Source organism: Streptomyces sp. NPDC055955 (assembly GCF_042270245.1).
Taxonomy (GTDB): Bacteria; Actinomycetota; Actinomycetes; order Streptomycetales; family Streptomycetaceae; genus Streptomyces.
This window is the reverse complement of sequence record NZ_JBHJYS010000004.1, coordinates 61,642-83,787: the sequence shown is the minus strand read 5'-3', so window position 1 is coordinate 83,787 and position 22,146 is coordinate 61,642. Positions and strand designations below refer to the sequence as shown.

21 protein-coding genes are annotated in these 22,146 nt (G+C 71.1%); 16 read left to right on the top strand and 5 right to left on the bottom strand.

What is annotated here, in order from left to right; genetic code table 11:
* Nucleotides 1-168 precede the first annotated feature (168 nt).
* From ACFC96_RS09040 to ACFC96_RS08990, 11 genes are all read left to right on the top strand, one after another.
* A complete protein-coding gene (locus tag ACFC96_RS09040) occupies nucleotides 169-1,761 on the top strand; it encodes a serine/threonine-protein kinase (protein WP_376611078.1) in 1,593 nt (530 codons plus the stop codon).
* A gap of 247 nt (nucleotides 1,762-2,008) precedes the next feature.
* Complete coding sequence (ureA, locus tag ACFC96_RS09035) at nucleotides 2,009-2,722, top strand: urease subunit gamma (protein WP_376611076.1); 714 nt, start codon at nucleotides 2,009-2,011, stop codon at nucleotides 2,720-2,722.
* Nucleotides 2,719-4,428, top strand: a complete 1,710-nt coding sequence (locus tag ACFC96_RS09030) for an urease subunit alpha (RefSeq protein ID WP_376611074.1) — start codon at nucleotides 2,719-2,721, stop codon at nucleotides 4,426-4,428. The genes ureA and ACFC96_RS09030 overlap by 4 nt, the downstream gene beginning before the upstream one ends.
* Nucleotides 4,429-4,549: 121 nt before the next feature.
* Nucleotides 4,550-5,560 carry an agmatine/peptidylarginine deiminase gene (locus ACFC96_RS09025; protein WP_376611072.1) on the top strand — a complete coding sequence of 337 codons (1,011 nt, stop codon included), beginning with the start codon at nucleotides 4,550-4,552 and terminating at the stop codon, nucleotides 5,558-5,560.
* Between the two features lie 47 nt (nucleotides 5,561-5,607).
* Complete coding sequence (locus ACFC96_RS09020) at nucleotides 5,608-7,263, top strand: ABC transporter substrate-binding protein (protein WP_376611070.1); 1,656 nt, start codon at nucleotides 5,608-5,610, stop codon at nucleotides 7,261-7,263.
* Nucleotides 7,260-8,219: an ABC transporter permease gene (locus tag ACFC96_RS09015; RefSeq protein ID WP_376611068.1), complete on the top strand. Its 960-nt coding sequence runs from the start codon at nucleotides 7,260-7,262 to the stop codon at nucleotides 8,217-8,219. Before ACFC96_RS09020 ends, ACFC96_RS09015 begins: the two co-directional genes overlap by 4 nt.
* Nucleotides 8,216-9,070, top strand: a complete 855-nt coding sequence (locus tag ACFC96_RS09010; RefSeq protein WP_376611066.1) for an ABC transporter permease — start codon at nucleotides 8,216-8,218, stop codon at nucleotides 9,068-9,070. Before ACFC96_RS09015 ends, ACFC96_RS09010 begins: the two co-directional genes overlap by 4 nt.
* A complete protein-coding gene (locus ACFC96_RS09005; protein ID WP_376611064.1) occupies nucleotides 9,067-10,065 on the top strand; it encodes an ABC transporter ATP-binding protein in 999 nt (332 codons plus the stop codon). Before ACFC96_RS09010 ends, ACFC96_RS09005 begins: the two co-directional genes overlap by 4 nt.
* Nucleotides 10,058-10,855: an ABC transporter ATP-binding protein gene (locus tag ACFC96_RS09000; RefSeq protein WP_376611062.1), complete on the top strand. Its 798-nt coding sequence runs from the start codon at nucleotides 10,058-10,060 to the stop codon at nucleotides 10,853-10,855. The genes ACFC96_RS09005 and ACFC96_RS09000 overlap by 8 nt, the downstream gene beginning before the upstream one ends.
* A gap of 58 nt (nucleotides 10,856-10,913) precedes the next feature.
* Nucleotides 10,914-12,071, top strand: coding sequence for an agmatine/peptidylarginine deiminase (locus ACFC96_RS08995; RefSeq protein ID WP_376611060.1), 1,158 nt, complete (start codon nucleotides 10,914-10,916; stop codon nucleotides 12,069-12,071).
* Nucleotides 12,072-12,245: 174 nt separating this feature from the next.
* Entirely contained in the window at nucleotides 12,246-13,337 is a 1,092-nt protein-coding gene (locus ACFC96_RS08990; RefSeq protein WP_376611058.1) for a hypothetical protein, read from the top strand.
* A gap of 34 nt (nucleotides 13,338-13,371) precedes the next feature.
* On the opposite strand, the gene ACFC96_RS08985 is transcribed toward ACFC96_RS08990, so the two are convergent.
* Nucleotides 13,372-14,010, bottom strand: coding sequence for a maleylpyruvate isomerase N-terminal domain-containing protein (locus ACFC96_RS08985; protein ID WP_376611056.1), 639 nt, complete (start codon nucleotides 14,008-14,010; stop codon nucleotides 13,372-13,374).
* A 91-nt stretch (nucleotides 14,011-14,101) separates the two neighbouring features.
* Here ACFC96_RS08985 and ACFC96_RS08980 point away from each other — a divergent pair, with 91 nt between their 5' ends.
* Complete coding sequence (locus ACFC96_RS08980) at nucleotides 14,102-15,079, top strand: endonuclease/exonuclease/phosphatase family protein (RefSeq protein ID WP_376611054.1); 978 nt, start codon at nucleotides 14,102-14,104, stop codon at nucleotides 15,077-15,079.
* Nucleotides 15,080-15,094: 15 nt separating this feature from the next.
* Here ACFC96_RS08980 and ACFC96_RS08975 read toward each other — a convergent pair whose 3' ends face one another.
* On the bottom strand, nucleotides 15,095-15,391 hold the full coding sequence (locus ACFC96_RS08975; protein WP_340458124.1) for a YciI family protein: 297 nt from the start codon (nucleotides 15,389-15,391) through the stop codon (nucleotides 15,095-15,097).
* Between the two features lie 231 nt (nucleotides 15,392-15,622).
* On the opposite strand from ACFC96_RS08975, the gene ACFC96_RS08970 reads away from it, so the two are divergent.
* Nucleotides 15,623-15,952 carry a hypothetical protein gene (locus ACFC96_RS08970; RefSeq protein ID WP_376264568.1) on the top strand — a complete coding sequence of 110 codons (330 nt, stop codon included), beginning with the start codon at nucleotides 15,623-15,625 and terminating at the stop codon, nucleotides 15,950-15,952.
* 184 nt (nucleotides 15,953-16,136) lie between these two features.
* Here the strand turns inward: ACFC96_RS08970 and ACFC96_RS08965 are convergent, their stop codons facing one another.
* Nucleotides 16,137-17,342: a cytochrome P450 gene (locus ACFC96_RS08965; RefSeq protein ID WP_376611052.1), complete on the bottom strand. Its 1,206-nt coding sequence runs from the start codon at nucleotides 17,340-17,342 to the stop codon at nucleotides 16,137-16,139.
* 5 nt (nucleotides 17,343-17,347) lie between these two features.
* The gene (locus ACFC96_RS08960) at nucleotides 17,348-18,235 is read right to left on the bottom strand and encodes a patatin-like phospholipase family protein (protein ID WP_376611050.1); all 888 of its coding nucleotides are present in this window, start codon (nucleotides 18,233-18,235) and stop codon (nucleotides 17,348-17,350) included.
* A 105-nt stretch (nucleotides 18,236-18,340) separates the two neighbouring features.
* Between ACFC96_RS08960 and ACFC96_RS08955 the strand changes: the two genes are divergently transcribed.
* Nucleotides 18,341-19,132, top strand: coding sequence for a TetR/AcrR family transcriptional regulator (locus tag ACFC96_RS08955; RefSeq protein WP_376611048.1), 792 nt, complete (start codon nucleotides 18,341-18,343; stop codon nucleotides 19,130-19,132).
* Nucleotides 19,133-19,348: 216 nt separating this feature from the next.
* Entirely contained in the window at nucleotides 19,349-20,164 is an 816-nt protein-coding gene (locus tag ACFC96_RS08950; RefSeq protein WP_340458119.1) for an SAM-dependent methyltransferase, read from the top strand.
* Nucleotides 20,165-20,244: 80 nt separating this feature from the next.
* Here the strand turns inward: ACFC96_RS08950 and ACFC96_RS08945 are convergent, their stop codons facing one another.
* Nucleotides 20,245-20,466 (bottom strand): hypothetical protein, encoded by a 222-nt coding sequence (locus ACFC96_RS08945; protein WP_340458118.1) that lies wholly within the window; start codon nucleotides 20,464-20,466, stop codon nucleotides 20,245-20,247.
* Nucleotides 20,467-20,898: 432 nt separating this feature from the next.
* Here ACFC96_RS08945 and ACFC96_RS08940 point away from each other — a divergent pair, with 432 nt between their 5' ends.
* Nucleotides 20,899-22,053: a D-alanyl-D-alanine carboxypeptidase family protein gene (locus ACFC96_RS08940; protein ID WP_376611046.1), complete on the top strand. Its 1,155-nt coding sequence runs from the start codon at nucleotides 20,899-20,901 to the stop codon at nucleotides 22,051-22,053.
* Nucleotides 22,054-22,146 lie beyond the last annotated feature (93 nt).

Below are 22,146 nucleotides of genomic sequence, written 5' to 3'. Positions count from 1 at the left end.
GCTGTTCGACGGTCGCCCACGATCCCTACCCTAACCGCTCTCGCCGACTGAACCTCACCTCATATTGACTGAAACTTCAGTCACGGGCACGATGCAGTCCATCCCTCCCCCTGTCCCGCGCGTGCCGCACGCAGCCCCCAGTCCGTCACACCCCGAGAGAGCCATCGCATGACCACCGACCGACGCGCCGCGCCACCCGCCTTCGAGGTCCTGTCCGCGGACGATCCGCACGAGATCGGCGGCTATCGGCTGTGCGCCCGGCTCGGCTCGGGCGGCATGGGCCACGTCTACCTGGCCTTCACGCCCGGCGGCCGGCCGGTCGCCCTCAAGGTGGTACGCCCGGAGCTTGCCGGCGACACCTCCTTCCGCCACCGGTTCGCCCAGGAAGTGACGAACACGCAGCGCGTGCACGGCCTGTACACGGCCCCGGTGATCGACTCCGGCACCGACGCCGCGACACCTTGGCTGGCCACCGCCTACGTGCCGGGCCCCTCGCTGCACGAGGTGGTCCACCGGCACGGCCCGCTGCCCGTTCCGACCGTGCTGCTGCTCATGGCCGGCATCGCCGAGGCGCTCCAGGCGATCCACGCCGCCGGCGTGGTCCACCGCGACCTCAAGCCCGCCAACGTACTGCTCGCCTCAGACGGCCCGCGAGTGATCGACTTCGGCATCGCCCGGGCCGCCGACGCCGTCGCGCTCACCAGCGCGGGCCTGCAGATCGGCACACCCGCCTTCATGGCCCCCGAGCAGGCCCTGGGCGCAGCCGCCACACCCGCGACGGACGTCTTCGCGCTGGGGGCGCTCGCGGTGTACGCGGTCTGCGGCGCGCCCCCGTTCGGCGGCGGCCCCGAGTCCGCGGCCCTGTACCGAGTGGTGCACGAAGAGCCCGACCTCAGGCACGTACCGCCCGAACTGCAGAACCTGCTGTGGCAGTGCCTGGCGAAGAGCCCCGGGGATCGGCCCACCACCGGCGCCCTGATCGAGGCCGTGCGCCGCCATCCGGCCGCGGGCGCGCAGCTGCGGTTCACCGACGGGTGGCTGCCGCACTCGATCCGTGCGGACATAGCCGGCCGCAGCGATCTGCCCGAACCGCTCCAGCCGTCACACGCGCAGCCCACGATGACGGCCACCCCCACGGCCCCGGCCCGCACGGAAACGGCCGTCACCGCGCAGCCCGCGCCGGCCCGGCGCAGGAGGCGCCGGCGCTGGGTCGTGCCGACGGTGACGGTGGCCGTTCTGGTCGCCGGAGCGACGGCCTACCGCCTGAGCGACTCGAACGGGGACCCGTCGAGGGCGAGCGGGTCCAGCGGGCGCGACGGGGGCTCGGCCCCACCGTCGCGGCCGCACTCTTCGGGGCCCGCGAAGTCGACCGCCTCGCCAGGTGCCGGATACCGGCAGGTGTACGCCGAGACCGAGCTGACCTCCCCGGACCCGAGCTACGAGTTCGACCTCCGCAACGGCACGGTCGCCCCCGAGTCCACCGCCGCCTGGTACCTGGCACGCACCACCGACGCATTCGAGTTCCCCGACGACAGCGACGCCTACATCGCCTACGACGACACGCTCTCCCCCGGCGGCTGCGAGGAGGGGATCGACAGTGAGCCGGTCACCACGCTGAACTTCGACGACCTGGAGGAGTGGCGTCCGTTCTGCATCCGCAGCGCGGACGGCAAGGACATCGCGATCGTGCATCTCATCGACGCTCCGACGACGAGCGAGTCCGTGACGGTCTCCGTCCGTCACTACCGCAAGACCGCCTGACGACAAGACCGCCGGACGCACGGCCGCCTGACGCACGCCCGCCGGACGCATGGCCGCCGGACCGTCCGGCGGTCCCGCCCGGCGCACATGCGGAGAAGTCACGTCGCACATCTTGACTGAATTTTCAGTCAGTGAGATCTTCAGGTCAGCACCAGATGAACCACCACAGAGAGCGACTCACCACCATGCACCTCGACGACGCCACCACCCACGCGCCCGACCGGGGCAGATCCGGGGAGCCGCCGGTATGCGGCTGACCCCGACGGAACGCGACCGGCTGCTGCTCTTCGGTGCCGCCGAACTGGCCCGCGCCCGACGCGCCCGCGGTCTGCGCCTGAACGTGCCCGAGGCGACCGCGCTCATCGCCGACACCGCGTGCGAGGCCGCCCGTGACGGCGCCCGCCTCGCGGAGGCCGTCGCCGCCGCACGCAAGGCCCTCGGGCCGGACGACGTCCTGCCCGGCGTGCCCGATGTGGTCACCGAGATCCACGTCGAGGCGGTCTTCGACGACGGGACCCGGCTGGCCGTGGTCAGCGATCCGTTCGGCGGCGGCAGCCTGGGAACGCAGGCACCCGGCGCGGTCCTGCCCACGGCGGAGGCACCGGCCGGGGAGCCCGTGCCGGTCCGGACGGTCACCGTCCACAACACCGCCTCCGTACCGATCAGCGTCACCTCGCACTTCCACTTCTTCGAGGCCAACCCCCGCCTGGACTTCGACCGGGCCGCCGCCTTCGGCATGCGTCTGGCCATGCCGGCCGGTGCGTCCACCCGGTTCGCGCCGGGCTCTCGGAGCGAGGTCGGGCTCCTCCCCATCGGCGGCGACCGCGTGGTGATCGGCTTCGCCGGTCTGGTCGACGGGCCGCTGGACGCGCCGGGCGCCCGCCGCGACGCGCTGCTCCGCGCGGCCGCCTGCGGCTACCTCGGCGCCAGGCCGGACGACGACCAGGAGGCTTCATCGTGAGCACCACCATCGATCCGCAGGAATACGCCGCCGTGCACGGCCCGCGCACCGGCGACCGGGTCCGCCTCGGCGACACCGGACTCGTCGTACGGGTCGAGTCCGACTCGCAGGCCCCGGGCGACGAGTTCCTGGCCGGCTTCGGCAAGACCGCCCGCGACGGACTGCATCTGAAGGCCGCCGCCGTCCGTGAGACCTGCGACGTCGTCATCAGCAACGTGCTCGTGATCGACGCGGCGCAGGGCATCCGCAAGACGTCGATCGGCATCCGGGAGGGGCGCATCGCCTCCGTCGGCCGCGCGGGCAACCCGGACACCCTGGCCGACGTGGACGTCGTGGTCGGCACCGGGACGACGATCGTGTCCGGAGAGGGCATGATCGCCACGGCGGGTGCGATCGACACGCACGTGCACCTGCTGTCGCCGCGCATCATGGAGGCATCGCTCGCCTCCGGCGTCACCACCGTCATCGGGCAGGAGATAGGCCCCAGTTGGGGCGTCGGGGTCAACTCGCCCTGGGCGCTGCGGCACGCGTTCAACGCCTTCGACGCCTGGCCGGTCAACATCGGCTTCCTGGGCCGGGGGTCGTCCTCCGACCCGGCGCCCCTGGTGGAGGCGCTCGCCGAGGGCGGCGCCTGCGGCTTCAAGGTGCACGAGGACCTCGGCGCGCACACCAGGGCGCTCGACACCGCGCTGCGGGTCGCCGAGGAGCACGACGTCCAGGTCGCCCTGCACACCGACGGTCTGAACGAGTGCCTCTCGGTCGAGGACACCCTCGCCGTCCTCGAAGGGCGCACCATTCACGCCTTCCACATCGAGGGATGCGGCGGCGGGCACGTGCCCAACGTGCTGAAGATGGCAGGCGTACGGAACGTCATCGGCTCGTCGACCAATCCGACCCTCCCCTTCGGCCGGGACGCGGTCGCCGAGCACTACGGGATGATCTTCAGCGCGCACGCCCTGCAGCCGGACCTCCCGGGTGACGCCGCCATGGCGCGGGACCGCATCCGGGCGGGCACCATGGGCGCCGAGGACGTGCTGCACGACCTCGGCGTCATCGGCATCACCTCGTCCGACGCCCAAGGCATGGGCCGGGCCGGGGAGACCGTGCGCCGCACCTTCGCCGTGGCAGGGAAGATGAAGGCCGAGCTCGGCCCGCTGGAGGGCGACGGACGCGACGACGACAACGCGCGCGTGCTGCGCTACATCGCCAAGCTGACCATCAATCCGGCGATCGCCCATGGCCTGTCCCACGAGGTCGGCTCGATCGAGAGCGGAAAGCTCGCGGACATCGTGCTGTGGTGGCCCGACTCGTTCGGCGCCAAACCGCAGATGGTCCTCAAGGCCGGCTTTCCCGCCTACGGGGTGACCGGCGATCCCAACGCGGCAGACGACCGATGCGAACCGCTCGTCCTCGGCCCGCTGTTCGGCGGACACGGGGCGACCGCTGCGGATCTGTCGGTCGCGTTCGTCAGCCGGGCCGCCGCGGAGTCCGGCTCCTTCGGCCGGCCCTACGACGCGCTGGCCACCCGGCGCCGGCGGGTGGCCGTGCGCGGCACCCGCGGGATCGGCCCGGCCGACATGGTGAACAACGCGCGCCTGGGTGTGGTCCACGTCGACGCCGACAGCGGCCTGGTCACGCTGGACGGGTCGCCGGTCCGCTCGGAACCGGCGTCCGAAGTGCCGCTCAACCGCCTGTACTTCCTGTAACGCACCGAGACCGACCGGTGCACAATCGCCGAGACCTTTCGGCTCCCACGTCCTGACTGAATTTTCAGTCACCTTCTTTGTCTGCTGCGAACCCGGATGAATCCGGAGAGGGAGAACCCTGATGACCTTCCGCATGCCTGCCGAGTGGACCGAGCACGAGCGCTGCCTGATGGCCTGGCCGACCCGCCCCGATCTGTGGGGCGACGTCCTGGAGACCGTCAAGGGTGAGTACGCCGCAGTGGCCCGCGCCATCGCCGGGTTCGAGCCCGTGACCATGGTCGCTCCGCCCGGCCACGGAGCCGAGGCCCGCGAACGGTGCGGCGACGACGTCGAGGTGATCGAACTGCCCATGGACGACTCGTGGTTCCGTGACTCCGCGCCGCTGTTCGTGCTCGACGCCGACGGCCGCCGGGCCGGCGTGGACTTCCGCTTCAACGCCTGGGGCGGCAAGCACCACCCGTACGACGCCGACGACCGGATCAGCGCGCTGCTGCTCGAACGGCTGGGTGTTCCGGCCGACCGCTCCGAGATGATCCTGGAGGGCGGGGCGATCACTGTGGACGGTGAGGGCACGCTGATCACCACCGAGCAGTGCCTGCTCCACCCCAACCGCAACCCCGGCCTGACCAGGGCGGAGATCGAGGCGGAGCTGAAGGCCCGGCTCGGTGTCACCAAGGTGATCTGGCTGCCGTACGGCGGGCTCCTGGACACCGAGACCGACGGCCATGTGGACGGCGTCTGCGCCTTCGTCGCCCCCGGCAAGGTCGTCGTACAGCTCCCCGACGACCCCGAGCACCCCGACTACGCGCGGATGCGCGCCAACCGGGCGGTCCTCGAGGCCACGCCCGATGCGACGGGACGGACGCTGGAGATCGTCGATCTGCCGCAGAGCGCGTTCGTCGAGGTCGCGGGACAGCCGGTCGAGGTCGGTTACCTCAACTTCTACGTGGCCAACGGCGGCGTGGTCGTCCCGGTCGCCGGACTGCCTCAGGACGCGCAGGCCCTGGAAGTCATCGCGCAGGCCTGTCCCGGGCGCAAGGTCGTCGGCGTCGAAGCGCGCGTGATCGCCCACGGCGGCGGCGGTGTCCACTGCATCACCCAGCAGGTCCCCGCCGCGCGTCCGCGCGCCTGAGCAGTTCCTCACCCTCGGCGACGCACGTACGGAGAGGAACCGCGCCGATGCACACCACACCACCCAGGCCGGGAAGACGCGGGGCCGGCCGGCCGGCCCTGCTGGCAGCCGCCCTGTCCGCCGTCCTCCTCGTGCCCGCGTGCGCGGGGCCGCCGGGCACCGGCGCCTCGGGCGCGGGCACCGAATTCCGGCTGTCCACGAGCACACCACGGGCGAAGGGACAGATCGACTCGTTCACCTGGGCGCTCTACGCGGAGCCCCCGACGCTCGACTACATCTCCGCGTTCGACTACCCGCAGAACATGATCCTCTCCAATGTGTGCGAGAGCCTGATGCGGTGGACGCCCGACCTGAGACTGGCGCCGGGCCTTGCCCGGAAGACGTCCCATCCCGATCCGCTGACCTGGGTGTACGACCTGCGCGACGGCGTGCGCTTCCACGACGGGCGCGTCATGACCGCCGACGACGTCCTGTTCAGCCTCGGCCGGCAGATGAACCCGCACAACGGGGCGGCGTGGGCGCAGGTCTTCGAGAACGTCGCCTCGCTCGACAGGACCGGGCCGCTCCAGGTCACCGTCAAACTGAAGCGGCCCGACTCGCAGTTCCCCCAGTACATGGCAACCGCCGCCGGGGTGGTGGCAAGCCGGTCCGGAGTCAGGGCCGCGGGCCGGGACTACGGCACCTCCGGCAGCCTCGCCTGCACGGGACCGTACAAGCTCGGCACGTGGGACAAGGGGCAGTCGATCGAGCTGCGGCGCTTCGACCGCTACTGGGGCACGAAGGCCAAGTCCGCGAAGGCGGTGTTCCGCTTCCTCAGTGACTCCTCCGCGCGCACCAAGGCCATGCTCAGCGGCGAGGTGGACGGCGGATACCTCATCCCCACCGAGAGCTACGGCGCGCTGCGCTCCAGCGGCGTCGGGACCCTCTACTTCGGCGAGGGTCTCAGCACCGTCAACGTCAACGTCACCAACATGCGCGGACCCCTCGGTGACGTCCGGGTCCGCCGCGCGCTGTCCCTGGCACTGGACCGCCGGGGCTTCCTCAAGACGGGCCTGAGCGGCGCGGGAACCATCACCAACTCCCTCACCACCAAGGCTGCTTGGGCCGCCGCCCCCGAGTCGGTCCGCAAGGCCGCCTTCGACGGACTCCCCTCCGCCGAGCCGAACCTCACCAAGGCCAGGAGGCTCATCAAGGAAGCCGGCGCCACCGGCAGGACACTCACCGTCGCCACCAGCTCGATCGGGCAGGACGTGTCACTGCTCGCCACCGCCGTCCAGGCGGCAGGCAGCGAGATCGGGCTCGACATCAAGCTCAAGACCGTCGCCCCCAACGCCTTCACCGCGCTGTTCACGGACCCGCAGGCGCGCAAGGGCATCGACATGTTCCCCGAGACGTACTACGACTCGATCACCGATCCGCTGGATCTGCTCGGCAACTTCCGGACGGGCGCCTACCAGAACTTCGCCGGCTACAGCGACCGCTCCTACGACCGTCTGGTCGACCGGGCCCGCGCCACCTACGACCCGGTCGAGCGGCTGACGAAGGAGGCCGAGCTCCAGCGCAAGGCGGCCGATCAGGTGCTGTGGATCCCGGTCGCCGAATGGCCCACCGCCCTGTTCCTCAACAAGCGGATCACCGGCGCCCCCACCACGATCTCCTACCTCTACTCCCCGTGGGCCGCCGGCATCGGGGCCGCGCAATGAACTTCCTCACGTTCACACTGCGGAGGCTGGCCGAGATGGCCGCCACCCTGCTCGGCGCCTCGTTCGTGATCTTCGGTGCGATGTATCTGGCACCCGGCAGCCCGGCGAGCTTCCTCCTGTCGGGACGGTCCGCCTCACCCGACGCGCTGCGGGCGCTCAACGAGCAGTACCACCTGGACGACCCGTTCGCCGTGCGGTACTTCCGCTGGCTCGGCCAGTTGCTGCACGGCGACTTCGGCCGCTCGATCACATACCGCACCGACGTGTCCCGGCTCCTGGCCGACCGGCTGCCGAGCACCCTGCTCCTGGTCACGATGGCGCTGGTCCTCGTCGTGGCCGTCGGACTCGCTCTCGGCCGGATCGGCGCGGTCCGCGGCGGCGCCACCGACGCCACCATCCTCGTCACCACCACCCTCGCCGTCGGCACCCCGTCCTTCGTCGCCGCGGTCGTGCTCCAGGGTGTCTTCGCGGTGCGACTGCACTGGTTTCCCGCCGGCGGGACGGGCGAAGGGTTCGGACAGCTGCTCTGGCATCTGACCCTCCCGGCCGTGGCCCTGTCCCTGTATCTCATCGGCATGCTGGCCCGCGTCACCCGCAGCGCCATGCTCGACGTCCTCAGCCAGGAGCACGTCACCGTGGCCCTCAGCCGAGGTGTCCCCAAGCGACATGTGATCAGCAGGCACGTGTTCCGCAACGCGCTCGGCACCGTGCTCACCACCGGCGGACTGATCGTCTCCACCCTGCTGGTGTGCACCGTCCTCGTGGAGTCCGCGTTCGGTGTCGGCGGCATCGGCCAGCTCCTCGAACTGTCCATCACCACCAAGGACTTCCCCACCGTGCAGGCCATCTCGCTGACCATGGTCGGGCTGTTCATGGCGGTCAACCTCGTCGTCGACCTCGTCCATCCCCTGGTCGACCCGCGCATCTCCCTCGCCCCGGGGAGGTATGCCGCATGACCGTCGCCGTTCTGCGCCGCCCCGGCCTCGCCCGGCTCCGCACCAACCGTCCGCTCCTGTACGTGCTCTGCCTCGGTTTCGTCTGTCTGGTCGTCCTCACGGCCCTGATCGCCCCCTGGCTGGCCCCGGCCGACCCCAACGCGGCCGAACTCGGGAACGCGCTCGCGGGCACGTCCACCGCCCACCCCCTCGGCGTCGACGCCTCGGGCCGCGACACCCTCTCCCGCCTGGTCACCGGCGCCCGGACCTCACTGCTCGGCCCGCTCGGCGTGGTCGCCTTCTCGACCGTCTCCGGAGTCGCCGTCGGGATCGCGGCCGCCTGGCGGGGCGGCTGGCTCGACTCGGTGCTGTCCCGCAGCACCGAACTCGTCTTCGCGTTCCCCGGCATGCTCCTGGCGATCCTGATCGTCTCCGTGTACGGCGAGGGCCTCTTCGCCCCGGTCATCGCACTCGCCGTCGCCTATCTCCCGTACGTCAGCCGGCTCACCCGCTCCCTGGCGCTGGCCGAGCGCGAACGCCCCTACGTCAGCGCCTCCTCGGTGCAGGGGCACTCCGGGCTCCAGGTCTGCCTGCGGCACGTCCTGCCCAACATCGCGCCCGTCGTCCTCGCCCAGTCCGCCATCAACTTCGGCTACGCCCTGATCGATCTCGCGGGTCTGTCGTTCCTCGGGCTCGGCGTGCCCGCGCTGACGCCCGACTGGGGCCGGATGGTCTTCGACGGCCAGACCGCCGTCCAGCGGGGCTATCCGCTGTCGGCCTTCCTGCCGTGCGCCGCGATCGTGCTGACCGTCGTCGCGTTCAACGTGGTCGGCGAACGCTGGGCCGACCAGGTCGCCAGGAGGGACAGATGAACGACACCCCGCCCGTGCTCGACATCAAGGGGCTCCGGCTCCGACTCCCGGACACCGCACGCCCGGTACTCGACGGCGTGGACCTCACCATCGCCCCCGGGGAGACGGTCGCCCTGGTCGGCGAGTCCGGCTCCGGGAAGTCCCTCACCTCCCGCAGCGTCCTGGGCCTGCTGCCGCCTGGGGCCACGTCCGAGGGGACCGTACGGGTCTCCGGCGACGATGTCCTCACCATGACGCCGCCACGGCTGCGCCGGCTGCGCACCGGCACGGCCGCCATGATCTTCCAGGACCCCCGGGCCGCCATCAACCCGCTGCGCCGGATCGGCGACTTCCTCACCGAGAGCCTGCGCCTCAACACCGGGATGCGCAACGAGGACGCCGGCCGGCGCGCCGCGCAGATGCTCGCCGCGGTCGGCCTCTCCCCCGACGTCCTGCGACGCCACCCGGGGCAGCTGTCCGGCGGCATGCTGCAACGCGTCATGATCGCCGCCGCGTTGATGGGCGACCCGGCACTGCTCCTCGCCGACGAGGCGACCACGGCACTCGACGTCACCACCCAGGCCGAGGTCGTCGCCCTCCTCGGTGACCTGCGCGAACAGTTCGGCACCGGCCTGCTCTTCGTCACCCACGACCTGGGTCTCGCCGCGACCATCAGCGACCGCGTCTACGTGATGTACGCGGGCCGGATCGCCGAGACCGGCCCTGCCGACGCCCTGTTCGACCGGCCGAGGCACCCGTACACGGCCGCCCTCCTCGAGGCCACACCGCGCCTCGACGCACCGCAGGGGCGGCTGGCCGCGATCGACGGCCAACCACCGGACCTGAGACAGGAGTTGACGGGATGCCCGTTCGCGCCACGGTGCGCGTACGCCACCGACATCTGCCGGAACGAATCGCCCGTCGACCGGCCGGTCGGCGACGAGGACGAGCCGCAGCGGCATCGCGTCTCGTGCCACCACAGCGAACGGCTCGAAGGGAAGTCCGGCCATGCGTGAGACCGTCCTCGAAGTGACCGGAGTGAGCCGCTCCTACCGCGACGTCCGGGCGGCGGACGACGTCTCGTTCACGCTCGGCGTGGGCGGATCGCTCGGCATCGTCGGTGAGTCCGGCTCCGGCAAGACGACCACCGCCCGCATCGTCGTGGGCCTGGAACGCGCGGACGCGGGCGAGGTCCTGGTGCGCGGCGTTTCACGGACGGTACGGGCGCGTGGCCGGGCGGCCCGGCTCGCGCGGGCCCGCGACGTCCAGATGGTGTTCCAGGACCCCTTCCTCTCCCTCGATCCGAGAATCACCGTCGACGCGGCGCTGCGCGAAACCCTGCGCCTCCACTTCCCCGACGGCGACCACGGGCGCCGTCTCGGCGAACTCCTCGACCAGGTGGGGCTCGGCAGCCGTGCGGCCGGCGCACTGCCCCGGCAGCTCTCCGGTGGACAGCGCCAGAGGGTGGCCATCGCACGGGCACTCGCCGTCGAACCGGCCGTACTCGTACTCGACGAGGCCGTCGCCGCCCTGGACGTGTCGGTGCAGGCACAGATCCTCAACCTGCTCGCCGACATCCGCGAACAGACCGGCATCGCCTACCTGTTCATCACCCACGACCTCGGCGTGGTGCGCTGCGTCACCGACGACGTGATCGTCATGCGTCAGGGCCGGATCGTCGAGTCAGGACCCACCTCTCAGGTCCTCGATGACCCCCGACACCCCTACACACGACTGCTGTTGGAGTCGATACCCCGCCCCGGATGGAACCCGCAGGCCATCGCCCTGGCCCGCCGCGCTCTGTAGCCCCGGGGCTCCGAGACCACCGACCAGAGATCCGTACACAACAGATCGGAGATCACAGATGAACGACCACCGCGCACCTCGGATCCCGTCCCAGCGCCTTCTCAACAGAAGGAACTTCCTCGCCGCGACGGGGCTCGCGGCAGCCGGCGCCGCCTGGGCCGCGACCGGCGGCGGCAAGGCGCTCGCCACCCCGGTTCCGGCCGCCGGCACGGGATGCGCCGTGCCGCTCGACACCGTCCCGCACACCCGGACATGGATGGCGTGGCCCGACAGCACCGCCATCTGGGGCCGCAAGCTGGCCGGCGTCCAGGCGAACATCGCCCTCATCGCGAAGACGATCGCCAAGTACGAACCCGTCACCCTGTGCGCCAACTCCGCCAGCGTCTCACAGGCCCGGAGCGCCTGCGGGTCGGCCGTCACAGTGATCGGATCCATCCCGGTCGACGACTGCTGGATGCGGGACAGCGGGCCGGTCTTCCGCACCGACGGGGCCGGCGGCCTCGACGCCGTGAACCTGAACTTCAACGGCTGGGGCGACAAGCAGACCCACGCCAAGGACTCACTGGTCGCCGAGCGCATCGCGGCCGAGGTCGGGGTCCGGCTCACCACCGCCGACTTCGTCGGCGAGGGCGGCGCGGTGGAGACGGACGGCAACGGCACGCTCATGGCGACCAGGAGCAGCCTCGTCAACAAGAACCGCAACCCCGGCATGACCACCGCGCAGATCGAGGCCGCGATGTGCGACGCCTTCGGGGCGTCGAAGGTGATCTGGTTCAACGGAGTGACCGGGCGGGACATCACCGACGACCACGTCGACGCCACCTCCCGCTTCCTCGCCGCCGGTGAAGGACTCGTCCAGATGCCCCTGGCCACCGACACCGACGCCTGGTCGAAGGACGCCCGCCAGCAGTACCAGATCCTCTCCACGTCCACCGACGCCGACGGCGCCCCGATCGCGGTGACCAAGATCCAGGGTCCCGACTATTCCCGCATCCGGTCGAGTGACGTCAACTTCGTCGCCGCGTACGCCAATTACTACGTGTGCAACGGTGCCGTGATCTCGGCCCAGTTCGGTGACACCCGCGCGGACGCCGGCGCGAAGGCGGCCCTCCAGCGGCTGTTCCCGGGCCGCACCGTCGAGCAGCTCAACATCGACAGCCTCGGAGCGGGCGGGGGCGGCATCCACTGCGTCACCCAGCAGCAGCCCCGGCCGTAGCCACCGGTACCGGTGCCGGGCCACGGCTCGGCACCGGTACGTCGAGACACCCCGCCCCACGTGCACACGGTTTAGGATCAGCGACGCCGACGTGGCAACCATGCCCTCGGCCGACTCGACGCGGTGAAGGTGGAGCACCACGTCACGTGCCGCGGAAGGGGCAGGGAGCAGATCGTGAGCAAGGGCGGGGCGTCCATATCGGACGAGGAGTGGGAGCGATTCCAGAGGGAGGCCGAGGCCGGAACCCAGGGTGCGCCCCAGGAACCGTCCGCCAGGGCCCGGATGGTGACGCGACGGCTGCAGGAGGAGACCGACCGGCCCGAGGGGTGGCGGACCCATCAGCCGGTCCGGCAGCGCCGCGGCAAGGGCTGGTACGCGGTCGGCCTCCTCCTCGCCGCGGGCCTACTGTTCGTCGCACTGGACCCCGGACGCGTGACCGATTGGTTCGACGGTGGAGGCGGCGACACCCCACTCGCCGCGGAGAAGGAACGCCCCGACCAGCCACCCGCGACGGAAGCGGCCCAACAGCCCACTCTCCAGCACCCGTTCAAGGGATCGCCCGCGGCACGATGGGGTGACGGAACGGCGGGGATCACCGTGCCCGAGGCCCGGGCGACCGGCTGGATGAGCAAGGCGCAGGTCTCGCAAGCGCTCGACAGGTCCCGGGACTTCCTCGCCGCGTCCAGTCTGGACTCCGGCGTGCTGCTCGGACAGACGCCCGAGAAGGCCATCGCGTTGATCAACCCGAAGCAGAAGGACGTCCAGGACTACCTGGCGACCGCGTTCCGCGCACCGAGCAAGGACGCCGATCCTCTCCTGCTGTTCAGCCGCTTCGCGAAGGAGAAGGTGCGTCTCGTCGGCGACGTGGTCAAGACGCGCGGTCGGATCACCTTCCGGGAGGGCAAGCGCGGTGCGGTCGAGGTGACCACCGACGTCACCTATGTCTACCCGGTCGCGCACGCCGCGGAGGGCAGGGACGAGGTCGCCCGCACGATCGTGCGCCGCGAGGTGGTGATGAGCTGGGACGACCCGGCGAAGGTGATCACCGAGCCGGGGACGTTCTCCCTCGTCTCCTACAAGTCGGACACCACCAACGGCGGCTGTGACAACCACACCGGTTTCTACGTACCGGAGTTCCGGTCCGCGCGTACGGGAACCGGCCCGGAAGCCGGCCGCGAGGTCGACCCGTACGACCGGAGTACGTCGATGGACGCGCGCATGCAGGGCGCCGACGGTACGAAGTGCGGGACCGCGACACGCTCGTGAGCGGTGCGGGGGCGTGAGTGGGGCGGCGCGAGGACTACTCGCGCCGCGTCCCGTACCAGCGCCACTCGGTGAGTCGCGGCCGATCGGGCAGTGCGGTGCGTCCGGTCGCCCACAGCAGATTGTCCCAGGCATCGCCGCAGACGGTGACGTGGGGGAAGAGCCTTCGCAGGACGCGCTCGCACAACTCCCTCGGCGGCGACCACTGCCGGTTCAGTCCCTGAGCGATGTCGTGGGTGTGCACGAGTGTCTCGACCACGGCCATCGCCGCGAAGCCTTCCGGGTCCGAGGGCCCGAAGACGTGGTAGGAAACAGTGGTCGACGGAGCCGTGCGCAGGACGGACGCCATCAGACCACCGCACGCCTCCAGAACGGTGAGGAGTCCGTCAGGACCCGCGGCCCGGTCGACGAAGATGACGTTCGCCGGCCCACCGCTTCGGTCACTGCTCGTCCGGAACGGCAGCGGCGTGTCGGTCGGCGGCTTCGCGAGGCCGAACCTCGCCGCGTAGGTGAACAGGTCGTCGGCCAGGTGCTCCAGCGTCTCCCAGCAGGTCCACTCGAGCGTTCCCGCCTCGGCCTCCCAGGCCTGTGGATCGGCGCCTCGCAGGACGTCTGCGGCCAGAGTGACGACCCGGCACACGTCCTCGCCGTCGACAGTGGTGTCTGCGCGGTCCATGCACAAGATCGTAACAACGGGCGCGGACGAGGAACCCGATCCGTCCGACGGCTCGTCCTGAGAGGCGATGCCGAGCAGATGGGAAGCCGTGGTGAAGTGGGATCGGTCGGCCTGGGAACGGGGGCGCGTGCTCGCCGGGCTCGCCCTCGTGACAGCCGGGCTGCTGGCCTTCCACCGGGCCGTGCCCAACTCCGTGGGAAATCTGGGCAGTCTGCTGGAGCAGCTCCTGCCGTGGCTCGGCCTGGTGGTCGCGGTGCTGTTCGTCCTGGCGCTGGTACGCCGTTCGGCGATCGCGCTGGTGACCCTGCTCCTGCCCGTGGCGGCATGGACGCACCTGTGCGGCGGGCTGCTGCTGCCGGGGGCGACACACGGCGCACACGACCTGGTCGTCGTGCAGCACAACGTCAGTGACGAGAACGCCGACCCGGCGGGTACCGCGCGCTCCCTGGCCGACGCCGAGCCCGATCTCATCGCACTGGAGGAACTTCTCCCGGCAGCGCTGCCGGTCTATGAGAAGACGCTGGCACCGCGGTATCCGCACCATGCGGTACGGGGAACGGTCGGACTCTGGTCGAAGCATCCGCTGACCGGCGCCCGGACAGTGGACATCAAACCCCGCGGGATCACGGACAGTTGGCAGCGCGGGCTGCGAGCCGTGGCCCGTACTCCGCACGGCGACATCGCGGTGTACGTCGCGCACCTGCCCTCGGTCCGCGTCGGGGCGGGCGGCCTTCGATCCGCGTGGCGCGACGAGAGCGCGGGCATGCTGGGCCGGGCTGTCGCCGCCGAGAAGTCGGAGCCGGTGATCCTCATGGGCGACCTCAACAGCACGGTCGACGATCGCGGGCTGGCCCCGCTGACCTCACGCATGAACACGGCGCAGCGCGGCTTCGCGTTCAGCTTCCCCGCCTCGTTCCCGGTGGCCCGGATCGACCAGGTGATGGCCCGCTCGGCGACCGTGACCCAGATCCGTACGCTGCCCGGGACCGGCAGCGACCACCTGCCCGTGGCCGCCCGGATCGCGCTGGGCCGGGAAGGAGAGCGTGCGGCTGTCGGCGCGGGTCGGTGACAGCCGCACCGGTCCTCAGGACAGCTGGTCGGCCAGCGGTCCGAGTACGGGGATCCACTCCCGGACCGAGACGTCGCTGACGAGCCCGTTCAGACGGAACGGATCCTTCTCCGTGGCCGCCAGAGCCGACTGCTTGTCGGCGGCGCGGAACAGGAGCAGCGCGCCGGGCGCCTCCTCCTCGGCGAAGGGGCCTGAGACGAGATTGATCCCCTGCTCGATGAGCAACCCCAGGAACTCCCGGTGGGCGGGGCGGACGGCGTCGCGGGCCGCGGAGTCATCGGTGTAGGTGTAGGTCACGGCGTAGATGGGCATCGTGGTGTTTCTCCTGTCAGTCCGATTCCGCGGGAGGCCCGAGGTATGTCTGAGTGTGCGGCAGGCCGGGGCGACCGCTGTGCGATTATGCTGCCCGGCTTGTCGAAAAGATCAGTACCCCCGTCCGTGCGGTCCGTCTTCAGGGCACGTCACGCCGGTGGGACGGCTTGGGAGATGGGGGCTGCGGTGCGGGGACGGCTGGGCGGATCTCATGGTGGACGGGCGGCGGCAGTGGCCGGGGCGGTGGCACTGTGCCTGGGCCTGACCACCGGGTGCTCGTTCGGCGACGGCTCCGACCCCAAGAGGGCTGCGGCCCAACAGCAGCGTTTCTGCGCCCAGTTCGGCCAGTGGCAGCAGGAGGTCGACACGCCTGACGCCGACTCCGTCTCAGGTCAGATGGCGATCGACGCGGCGAAGGTGCTGGACCGGGAGCACCTGGACACAGGCGGCAGTCACATCCTGCGGGACACCGAGGCTGCCGTCATGTACCGCATGCAGGACAGCGGAGCCAGGGTCGCCGCGTACTGCGACCGGGCCGGTTTCGAGACGCTGGTCGGCTGACGCAAGGGCGCTGATGCACTGACCACCCCGGTGGTCAGGCTTCTCCGTCCGGGTCTCGCGAGGCCTGAGACCTACCCGGACCTCGCCCCGGGCCGGGCGCAGGCCGGCAGCCGGGGCAGCGACGAGCACCTCCTCCCCTTGCCCGCACACGTTCCGTGCGGGCGATGCTGTCGTCCGTGGCGGTTCAGCCGACGCGCACGGGGAGCGCGGTCAGGCCTCTGAGCAAGGTGCTGGTGCGCCAGGTGAGGGTGGCCGGGTCCGTGGCGAACGCGAGGGTGGGGCGGTCGCGGAGGAGCAGGCGCACTGCGGTGGTGGCTTCGGCGCGGGCGAGGGGCGCGCCGAGGCAGTGGTGGAGGCCGTGGCCGAAGCCGAGGTGGCCGCGGGGCGGGCGGCGTAGGTCGAAGTGGTCCGGGTCGGGGAAGTGGAGGGGGTCCCGGGAGGCGGCGGCGAGGGAGATGAGTACGGCGTCGCCCTTGGGTATGTGCGTTCCGGCGATGTCGAGCGGTTCGGCGGCGAAGCGGAACGCGCTCGCGTGTACGGGTGAGTTGTGGCGCAGCGATTCCTCGACGGCCGCGCCGGTCAGCTCGGGCTCGGCCCTGAGGAGGTCGAGTTGGTCGGGGTGGCCGAGCAGGGCGTGGAGCGTGCCGGAGATGAGGTTGACGGTGGTTTCGTGGCCTGCGACGAGGAGGAGGAAGGCCATGCCGAGGAGTTCTTCGGGGGTCGCAGGAGCGTCACCGGTTTCGGTGTCGGCGGTGGCGAGGACGCTGAGCAGGGCGGAGTCCGGTGTGCGGCGTTTGTGTTCGATCAACTCGGTGAGATAGGTGGTCAGTTCGGTGGCCGCCGAGGCCGCGTGCTCTGGGTCGTCCGGCATGACCATTGCGTTGGACCAGGTGTGGAAGGCGGCTCGGTCGGAGGCGGGGACGCCCAGGAGGTCGCAGATCACGGTGACCGGCAGGGGCAGTGCGTAGGCGGTGACCAGGTCGACGGTCCCGTGGTGCGGGAGTTCGGCGAGCAGGTCGGTGGCGATGGCTTCGATCCGGGGGCGCAGGGCGGTGATACGTCCCGGGGTGAAGTGGCTTGCGACCAGGCGGCGGAGGCGGGTGTGCCGGGGTGGGTCGGTCTGGAGCATGTTGCGTCCGATGGCGTGTCCGCCGTCGTCGTGCCAGGAGGAGGAGTGCCGGATGTCGTTGCGCAGCCGAGGATCGGTCAACGCGGCGCGTGCCGCGTCACGTGTGACGACGAGCCACGCCTCCCCGCTCTCGGGGACGAGGACGCGGTGCACGGGACCCTTGGCCCGTAGGGCCGCGTATACGAGGTAGGGGTCCGCGGTCACGTCGTGCCCGTCAGGTGCCAGGTCGTTGAGGGTGGGTGGTTGAGGGCGCTTTCCCATGTCCGTCACACCTTCCAGAGACGGGACGCCGCGTCTGCGAGCGTGGTGGCCTGGGCGTGGCCGGCTCGTGCGGCGGCGGGCCTGCGTGTGTCCGCGGTCATGTCGCGTCCCATGGCGCGGCGGGCGGCGCGGTCCGGGGACACCAGCAGGATGTCGGCCCCCTCGGCCGCGAGTTCGGCCGCCTGCTGCTGCGCGCTGGGGTGCGGGCCCGGCGCGGAGGTCAGCGGGGCGATGGCCAGGACGCGGCGGTAGCCCCGGGCGAGATGGATGTTGGCGGTGGCGCGGCTGCCGCCGTCGATCCAGCGGCGCCCGGCCGCCGATGCCGGGGGCCAGACAATGGGGACGGCGCAACTGGCGGCGACCGCCTCCGCGAGGGTGACCTGTCCGGCGGCGTCGAACGCCTCCAGGGATCCGGTGTGTGCGTCGATCGCCGTGATCCGCAGATCGGTGTTCGCGGGCCAGGCGGTGGCGTCGCGCAGCAGAGTGGCGAGGATGCGGCGGACGTCGGCCTCGGGTGGCGTTCGTGCGGCTAGGGCGGCTCGTCCCAGCCGTTGTACGGACCGCTGTGTGTCACGCGAGCCGAGTGCCGCCCAGAGAAAACGCAGGGTCTGGGCGGTGGTGACCGGCAGGTCGATGCGCTCGGCTCGGGCGAGCTGCCGCTCGTACAACTCGCGAGCGGATTCGCCGCAGGCCAGGCGCGCGCCGTAGATCGCGCCCGCCGACGTGCCGATGACCACGTCCGCGCTCAGGAGATCGATCCCTGCGTCGGCGAGACCGGCCAGCACTCCCGTCATCCAGGCCCCGCCCACGGGCCCGCCACCGCCCAGCACCAGTGCCGTGCCGTCTCTGCCGCCCTGGTCACCGATCTCGCTCTTGTTGCTCACGTCGCTCATGTCGCAACCCCTCGAAACCATAAACGGGGAGTACTCCCCATTTCTTGCGTCGACGTTAGCATCAGTACTGGGGAGCACCCCCCGGTACCGTGAAGGGCGATGAGGATGACAGACAGCACGGACCACCCGGGCGGAACCGCGGACACCGGCAGCGGCAGCGGCAGCGGCAGCGGCAGCGGCAGCGGCAGCGGCAGCGGCAGCGGCAGCGGCAGCGGCAGCGGCAGGGCAACTGGCGACCGCGGGGACGGTTCCGGCGTCGGCGCCCCCGTCCGCCGCCGGGACGCGCGGCGCAACAGAGATCTGCTGCTCGAAGCCGCCCACGAGGTGTTCACCGAACTGGGCCTCAACGCCCCGCTGGACGTGATCGCCCGTCGCGCCGGCGTGGGAAACGCCACCTTGTACCGGAACTTCCCCCACCGCGCCGCACTCGTCGACGCGGTCTTCCGCGACCAGTTGACCGGCACCATGGACGCCGGCGCCCGCGCCCGGGACGCCGACGACGCGTGGACCGGGCTGACCGGCTACCTCCAGGCCGTCTTCACCGTCCTGGCCACCGACCGCGGGACGAACGACCTCATGACCACCCACCTCGAGGGCGTCGAGTCACTGGAGGCCGTACACGCCCACAACCACCGCACCGTGGAACTCCTCCTCGAACGCGGTCGCCACCAGGGCACCGTCCGCCCCGAACTCACCACCGAGGACGTGCTCTTCGCCCTGGCCGCACTCGGCCGCGCGGTCCCCGCGCTCACCGCGGCGACCACCCCCGACGCGTGGCGCCGGCCCCTCGCACTCCTCTGCGACAGCCTCCGCGCCGCACCGACCTCGCCCCCGCTCCCCTCCCCCGCACTCACGCCCGAACAACTCGAAGACACCTTGCACCACTTCGACCGCTGACAGCCGATGCCTGCCGACGTGCCGCGCGTCCGACGACTGTGGACGTCATCAACTCCGCGACGGGTACCGCCGCGCCCCTGCCCGGCCGGTCCCGCGACGAGGGTTCGCGCGCCGGTTCCTGCCGATCGCGTGAACTGGTGTGCGTACCGCGTTTGTTGGGACGTAGGTTATGCACTGGAAACAGTTCACGCCCCGCTTGGAAGACGGACGGTAACCATGACGGACCACGCGACGACACCCGGAGCTGCGGCTCACCAGAAGATCGACACGTCGGTTCCGCATTCGGCCCGGATCTGGAACTACTGGCTGGGCGGCAAGGACAACTACCCCGTCGACGAGGAGGCGGGTGACGCGTACAGCGCGCTGTTCCCCGGTATCTCCACCATCGCCCGCAGCAGCCGCGCCTTCCTCCGCCGCAACATCTCGTACCTGGTCGGCCAGGCGGGCATCCGCCAGTTCCTGGACATCGGCACCGGCCTGCCGACCGGCGACAACACCCATGAGGTCGCCCAGCGGATCGCTCCCGAGACCAAGATCGTGTACGTCGACCACGACCCGATGGTCCTCGCCCACGCCCGCGCGCTGCTCACGTCGACCCCCGAGGGTGCGACCGCCTACGTCGACGCGAACCTGGCCGACCCCGACCGCATCCTCGCGGCGGCCGCCGAGACGCTGGACCTCACGCGCCCCACGGCCCTGATCCTCAGCAACATCCTGGGCCACATGGGCGACTACGAGCAGGCGCGGACCATCGTCAAGCGGCTGATGGACGGACTGCCGTCGGGCAGCTACCTCTCCATCAACGACGGGTCGCGCGGCATCGACGCGGGCTTCGAGCAGGCCCAGGACGGCTACAACAGCTCGGGCGCCGTTCCCTACTTCCTGCGCCCGGTCGACGAGATCACGGCGTTCTTCGACGGCCTCGAACTGCTGGAACCCGGCGTGGTCTCGGTGCCGTTCTGGCGCCCGGAATCCGACTCCCCGGCCCCGCAGCTCATCGCCGAGCACGGCGGCCTGGCCCGTAAGCCGTGATGAGCAACTCCCCTTCGGGGAAAGCGAGTTACTGACCAAGCACATCCGGAAACCGAGGCCGTCGCCGGGGGCGGATCGGGCTACGCGTCCGGATCGTCGTTCCGCCACCGCGGGCCGACGCCGAGTCTGCGCCGGCCGGAGTCCGTCAGCTCCGCATCGTCGGCGGAGGACGGCTCGGGGTCGAGAGGCTGCGGGGCGGCACCTGCTCGCTCCGCAGCCGTGCGGCCGCGTGCGGCGCGCGCGGGCTCAGTGGCCTCGTCGAGGCTCGGTCCGGTGCCCAAGGGGCGGCGGGAATGGCTCACGCGGCAAAGTCTCGCAGGTCACCGCGGCAGGTTGCACCACGCCCAGCGCCTCGTCACAACGCTCTCACTACGGCGCCGTCACGAGAGCGCAGACGCTTCCTTCGGCGTCGGACCTCGGGCGGCGGTTCACGCGGCGGTCGCGATCCGGCTGCCCACGTCGCCAAGGTGCGTCGATCGCGCCGCCCGCCCCGCAGCCGTCACGGCACATCAGATCCCGTACCGCGTACGCGAAGTCACGATGACGCGGCGGGTCCGGCCTCGGCGGCGCACGCCGCGAGACCCTGGCGGCGTACGCGCGCGACAGACCGCGCTTGCCCCACCGCCGCCGTCAGGTGGGCCGGGCACCACGCCATGTGACATGGAGTCACCCAGCCCCGCCGAATGGCGTAAGCGCGATGGCAAGGGACAGGAGGACGACCCTAAATTTCCGCCATGGCACGATTCGTAGGCTTTTACTCCTGTATTACCAAGTCAGTTGTCGCCTGCTCCGCCGGTGCGGCGATCGCGGTCGGCCCGGTCGGCGGCATCGCGGCCGCTGTGCCCCGCTCCGACGGTGTGGGCCATCAGATCCAGACCGCGCCGGGGACGCCGGACGCACCGGACGTGTCCGCCCTGTCCTGGACGATCACCGACGTCGGCACCGGCAAACTGCTGGCCGCCAAGGAGCCGCACCTCCACCTGCCGCCGGCCAGCACCCTCAAGACGCTGTTCGCCCTGGCTCTGTTGCCACAGTTGCCCGCCTCCACAGAACACACGGCCGTCACCGCCGACATCGCCGACGTAGCCCCCGGCAGCAGTCTCGTCGGCGTGCACGAAGGAACCAGCTACACCGTCGGCGACCTGTGGCGCGGCGTCTTCCTCAGCTCCGGCAACGACGCGGTCCACACCCTCGCCCGGCTCAACGGCGGAACGGATCTCACGCTCGCGCGCATGCAGACCACCGCCGACCGGCTCGGCGCGCACGACACCTCGGTGCGCTCACTCGACGGATACGACACTCCGGGGCAGTACTCATCCGCGTACGATCTGTCACTGTTCGCGCAGGCAGGGCTGCGGAACCCGGACTTCCGTCGCTATTGCGGCACGAAATCGGCCCAGTTCCCGGCGGCCGGCGGCCCCAACTCGTTCGGCATCCAGAACACCAACCGCCTCCTGGTCGGATCCCACGGCGTGGAGCCCTATCCGGGGCTGATCGGCGTGAAGAACGGATACACGTCCGAGGCCGGCAACACGCTCGTCACCGCCGCGACCCGCCACAACCGCACGATCCTGGTCACCATCATGAATCCCCAGGACACCTCGGCCAACGCCGTCTACGAAGAAAGCCGCCAACTCCTGGACTGGGGCTTCGACGCCGCTCCCCAAGCCGTGACGGCAGGGCAGCTGCCCGGGTCGCCCTCGCCCACCGCGCCGCGTCACCCCGATGCGGCCCACCACGGTGCCGTCGCCGCGCAGACCTCCGCGTCCGCGGACGCGTCGTCCCGCATCACCCGCCATCTGGAGGCCGCCGTCGCCCTGCTCACCCTGGCCTCCGTGCCCTTCGTCATCAAGGCCATCAGGCGCAGGCGCAGCCGCTCCACCAGGTGACGGCCCGCGCGCACCGGGGCCCGTTGCCGGACAGGCGACCCTCCTCCATTCCGCGCAGAATGGAGGAGGCGGGGCCACGCCCGGCGCAGCCGC